We start from the raw sequence: 5,042 nt of genomic DNA, 5'->3' as shown, positions 1-5,042 counted from the left end.
ATGGCCCTCCTCGTCGACCGCGCAGGCACCGTCCTCACCCCCGACCTCCGCGCAGAACTCCAAGGATCCCTGCTGAACTGAGGCTCGGCGCGGGGCCTGCGCGCCCGAGGTCACGACCCAGGCTCAACTGACGAAACCGACTGACCGAAACGCCCGTCCGACGTACGCTCAACCGACCGAACCCCGTCCGGCTGATCGCCCTCCCCTCACCGGCCCGCCAGACGACAACCGTTGTCCCGCCCGGAGGACTCATGACCCCGCCCCACTCGCCCGATCCGTACGGCGTCTCCCACCACGCGCCGTACGGTGACGATGGCGACCAGCCGCTGGTGCGGCCGTACGCCATGACCGGGGGCAGGACCCGGCCGCGGTACCAGCTCGCCATCGAGGCGCTGGTCAGCACCACGGCCGACCCGGCCCAGCTGGGCGGACTCCTCCCGGAACACCAGCGGATCTGCCATCTGTGCCGCGAGGTCAAGTCGGTCGCGGAGGTCTCCGCGCTGCTGACCATTCCGCTGGGGGTGGCCCGGATCCTGGTCGCCGACCTGGCCGAGGCCGGCATGGTGGCGATCCACCAGCCGGGCGGCAGCGGCGAGGCCGGCGGCACGCCGGACGTGACACTGCTCGAAAGGGTGCTCAGTGGACTTCGCAAGCTCTAACGCCGGGGCGGCCCGCTCCACCACCTCCGCCAAGATCGTGGTGGCGGGCGGCTTCGGCGTGGGCAAGACCACGTTCGTGGGGGCGGTGTCGGAGATCAATCCGCTCACCACCGAGGCGGTCATGACCGCCGCTTCCGCGGGCATCGACGATCTCAGCCATGTCCGGGACAAGACGACCACCACGGTCGCGATGGACTTCGGCCGGATCACCCTGGACCAGGACCTGATCCTCTACCTCTTCGGCACCCCCGGGCAGGACCGCTTCTGGTTCATGTGGGACGACCTCGTCCGCGGCGCCATCGGCGCCGTCGTCCTCGTCGACACCCGCCGCCTCGCCGACTGCTTCCCCGCCGTCGACTACTTCGAAAACTCAGGACTCCCCTTCGTCATCGCCCTCAACGGCTTCGACGGCCACCAGCCGTACACCCCGGACGAGGTCCGCGAGGCACTCCAGATCGGCCCGGACGCACCCATCATCACCACCGACGCCCGCCACCGCGCCGACGCAAAAAGCGCCCTCATCACCCTCGTCGAACACGCCCTCATGGCCCGACTGAAGTAGCCGGGGCCACCGGAAACAAGTAGACAAGCTGGAGCGGAAGTTGACCGGTCGGCGGACTGTGTTCTTTGACACGGTCCGCCGCTGTGTTCATAACGTTTCGACAGAGAATTGCCGGTGCCTCGGCACACGACGCGTTCAGCCGGGTGCGCTGTGCTCACGATCACCCCGGCATTTGCGGGAACTCGCCTCTAATGCCCTATTTATCTGGCCCTTACAGCCACAGGTCAGACCCCCTCCCGGTGTTTGGAACGGACCCACGACACGTGCTGGAATTCCGTTAACTGCCGAGTAGTAACGGCCGGAGAAGTCAACGGCACACTCCCTACGTGCCGCGCCGAGAGGTTGTTGGTCGAGTGAGGCGAAGCAAGTCAGGCCCCGCGTCGCAGCAAGCGTCGCGCGGCAACTTCACCCCGCCGCCGCGAGCAGCGGCGCCCGCCGCGGAGATGTCCGACATCGCCCCGGGGAGCGGCAGCCGGCTGTCCCCTCGCAACTGGCGGGTGCGCACCCGGCTGAACGCGATCCTCCTCGTGCCCGTGCTCGTCGGACTCGCCTTCGGCGGCCTCCAGGTCACCCACTCGGTCAAGACCTGGCGCGAGGCGCAGGACGCCGAGCGCACCGCGCTGCTCGTACGCGCCGCCGAGGCCTACGCCCACGCACTCATCGACGAGCGCGACCGCACCGCGGTTCCCCTGCTGAAGGGCGACCGCGAGGACAAGGCCGTCACGCAGGCGCGGGCCGCGACCGACCAGGCCGCGAAGGCCTTCGCCCGGCAGGCGGCGGACATGCCCGCCCGGCCCGGCCTCGAACGGCGGCTGGCGGCCTTCCGCAAGGTCGAGCCCGGCCTGCCCAAGCTGCGCGAGGCGGCCTACACGCCCGCTCTGGGCGCCGTGCGGACCGAAGAGGGCTACGTCCAGATCCAGCACTCGCTGATGGAGTTCGCCAACGAACTCGGCCTCGGCACCGGCAACATCACCAGCTACGGCCGCACGGTCTACGCCATCTCGCTGACCAAGGCCGCCACCTCACTGCAGCGCTCCATCGGCACCCACCTGCTGATCAAGCCCGGCCCCGGCGCCAAGGACAAGGCAGCCCAGCTCACCGCCTTCAGCTCGTACGCGTACCTGGAGAACATCGCGCTCGCCGAGTACGCCGGCGGCGGCACCGCCGAGGACCAGGCCAACCTGAAGCAGGCACTGGGCCAGGCGCAGGCCGAGGGCCGGCAGAAGATCGCGGAGGCCCAGCAGAAGGCCGACGCCGCTGGCGTGCCGTTCGTCGTCCCGCCGGCCGCCGACAAGATGGTCGAGGCCATCGGCAGCGGCGCCCCCGCGAGCCGGCTCAAGGCCCAGGGCATCACCCCGCAGTCCTGGTTCGCCACGGCGACGGGCAAGTTCGAGGCGTACCGCGCCGTCGAGCAGGGCCTCGTCGACAACGCCGTGACCGATGCCTCGCGGATCGCCGAGGACGCCAAGCGGGACGCGATCGTCAACGGCGCCATCGTCGTCGTGGCCCTGCTGGCCGCGTTCGTCATCGCCGGTCTGATGGCCCGCTCGATGAGCCGCAGCATGCGCCGGCTGCGCGGCGCGGCCTTCGACGTCGCCGAGCAGCGGCTGCCGATGCTGGTCGACCAGCTCTCCCGTACGGATCCGGGCCGCGTGGACACCCGCGTGCAGACGATCCCGATCACCAGCCGCGACGAGATCGGCGAGGTCGCCCGCGCCTTCGACCAGGTGCACCGCGAGGCCGTCCGGCTCGCCGCCGAGCAGGCGCTGCTGCGGGGCAACGTCAACGCGATCTTCACCAATCTCTCGCGGCGCAACCAGTCCCTCATCGAGGGCCAGCTGACGCTGATCACGGACCTGGAGAACAACGAGGCCGACCCGGACCAGCTGGAGAACCTCTTCCGGCTGGACCACCTGGCGACCCGGATGCGCCGCAACGGCGAGAACCTCCTGATCCTCGCGGGCGAGGAGCCCGGCCGCCGCTGGAACCAGCCGATCCCGCTGGTCGACGTCCTGCGCGCGGCCACCTCCGAGGTGGAGTCCTACGAGCGCATCGAGATCTCCGGGGTCCCGGACAGCGACATCCACGGCACCGCCGTGACCGACCTCGTGCACCTGCTGGCCGAGCTGCTGGAGAACGCCACCACGTTCTCCTCGCCGCAGACCAAGGTGCGGGTCACCGCGACCCGGCTCCCCGACGGCCGCGTGATGATCGAGATCCACGACAAGGGCATCGGCCTGACCGCCGAGGACTTCGCGGACATCAACCACAAGCTGGCCAACCCGCCGACCGTGGACGCCGCGATCTCCCAGCGCATGGGCCTGTTCGTGGTCGGCCGCCTGGCCGACCGGCACGGCGTCCGCGTCCAGCTGCGCCCCTCCGGTGAGCAGGCCGGCACGACCTCGCTGGTCATGCTGCCGGACGCGATCACCCGCGGCGGGGGCGGCGGCCAGGGCGCCGAGGACGACTTCACGGTCTCCCGGATCGTGCCCGAGCAGGAGCCCCACCCGTTCGCCGCTCCCGCGCCGCAGCCGTCGATGCGCACCGCGGCCGAGCTCGGCTTCGACGACAGCCGCTACGAAGTCCCGGACGGCGCCCGCGCGTTGGACCCGGTGGGCCGCTCGCCGGTCCGCGAGGAGCGGAGCGTCCAGCCGGAGGCCGAGCACACGGGCTTCGGCCAGGACGAGGGGTACGAGGACGGGCCGGGCTACGAGCGGCAGCCGTACGGGGCGGACGGGTTCCCGCAGCAGGGCGGCGCCTATCCGGAATCCGGCTACGAGGACCGCGGCTACGACTCCCCTGCATACCAGGAGCCCTCCTACAGCGAGCCCGCGGACGCGGGGCAGCAGGCGTACGGCGGCTTCGACAGCGCCCCGCAGCACGAGGGCTGGGCCTCACCCGACGCGTACGAGGACCGCTTCGAGCAGGGCTACGGTGCCGAGGCGGAATCGCCACGGCCCGCTCCCGCCGACGGCCGGGACCGCGTAGGCTTCGGTCCTCCGGGACCTGCCGCGAACGGGAACGGCTCCCACTCCCTGACCGGCGCCGGACTGCCGCGCCGCGGTGCGGCGGGGTGGCAGCAGGCCGAGGAGACCCAGCAGGCCCCGACGGCCCAGCAGGCGCCGCAGGCCCAGCAGGCCGAGCGGAACCAGCAGGACAACGACGCCTGGCGTTCGGCCAACGACGAGCGCTGGAAGCGCGCAGAGCAGCTCCGGGACCCGAAGGCCGGCGGGGTCACCCCCTCCGGTCTCCCCCGGCGGGTGCCCAAGGCCAACCTGGTCGAGGGCACCGCAGAGCAGACCCCGCAGGGCGGCCCACAGGTCTCCCGAGCACCCGAGGACGTCCGCGGCAGGTTGAGCAACCTGCGGCAGGGCATCCAGCGGGGGCGGACCGCGGGGACGGACAGCAACGGCCAGGGCTTCGGCCCCGGCGGCAGCACCTACGATCAGGAGCGTTAGTGTGAGCCCGATGAGCCAGGCGGCGCAGAACCTGAACTGGTTGATCACCAACTTCGTGGACAACACTCCGGGTGTGTCCCACACCGTGGTGGTCTCCGCCGACGGACTCCTTCTCGCGATGTCCGAAGGGTTCCCCCGCGACCGCGCAGACCAACTCGCGGCCGTGGCCTCCGGTCTCACCTCACTGACGGCCGGCGCCTCCCGCATCTTCGAAGGCGGATCCGTCAACCAGACCGTCGTCGAAATGGAACGCGGCTTCCTCTTCATCATGTCCGTCTCCGACGGATCCTCCCTCGCCGTACTCGCCCACCCCGAATGCGACATCGGCCTCGTCGGCTACGAAATGGCCCTCCTCGTCGACCG

At 70.9% G+C, this 5,042-nt stretch carries 4 protein-coding genes and 1 pseudogene; all 5 read left to right on the top strand.

The annotated features are described in order from the left end of the window. Positions 1-81 (top strand): annotated as a pseudogene (locus AOK16_RS25785) (roadblock/LC7 domain-containing protein); the annotation flags it as partial. Between the two features lie 170 nt (positions 82-251). Then, positions 252-659 (top strand): DUF742 domain-containing protein, encoded by a 408-nt coding sequence (locus AOK16_RS17135; protein WP_055473112.1) that lies wholly within the window; start codon positions 252-254, stop codon positions 657-659. Next, positions 640-1,221, top strand: coding sequence for a GTP-binding protein (locus AOK16_RS17130; RefSeq protein ID WP_055473111.1), 582 nt, complete (start codon positions 640-642; stop codon positions 1,219-1,221). Before AOK16_RS17135 ends, AOK16_RS17130 begins: the two co-directional genes overlap by 20 nt. A gap of 353 nt (positions 1,222-1,574) precedes the next feature. Then, positions 1,575-4,679: a sensor histidine kinase gene (locus tag AOK16_RS17125; protein ID WP_055473110.1), complete on the top strand. Its 3,105-nt coding sequence runs from the start codon at positions 1,575-1,577 to the stop codon at positions 4,677-4,679. A 1-nt stretch (position 4,680) separates the two neighbouring features. Beyond that, positions 4,681-5,042 (top strand): roadblock/LC7 domain-containing protein (locus tag AOK16_RS17120; protein ID WP_055473109.1); only part of this gene is annotated, 362 nt, incomplete at its 3' end.

It is taken from the genome of Streptomyces pathocidini (assembly GCF_001418495.1).
GTDB lineage: Bacteria > Actinomycetota > Actinomycetes > Streptomycetales > Streptomycetaceae > Streptomyces > Streptomyces pathocidini.
The sequence above is the reverse complement of the archived record's forward strand: the minus strand, read 5'-3'. Positions and strand labels throughout refer to the sequence as shown.

What these genes read in the sequence shown, in the direction of transcription:
- AOK16_RS17135 (WP_055473112.1), top strand. Translation starts at nt 252, where the DNA reads ATGACCCCGCCCCACTCGCCCGATCCGTACGGCGTCTCCCACCACGCG.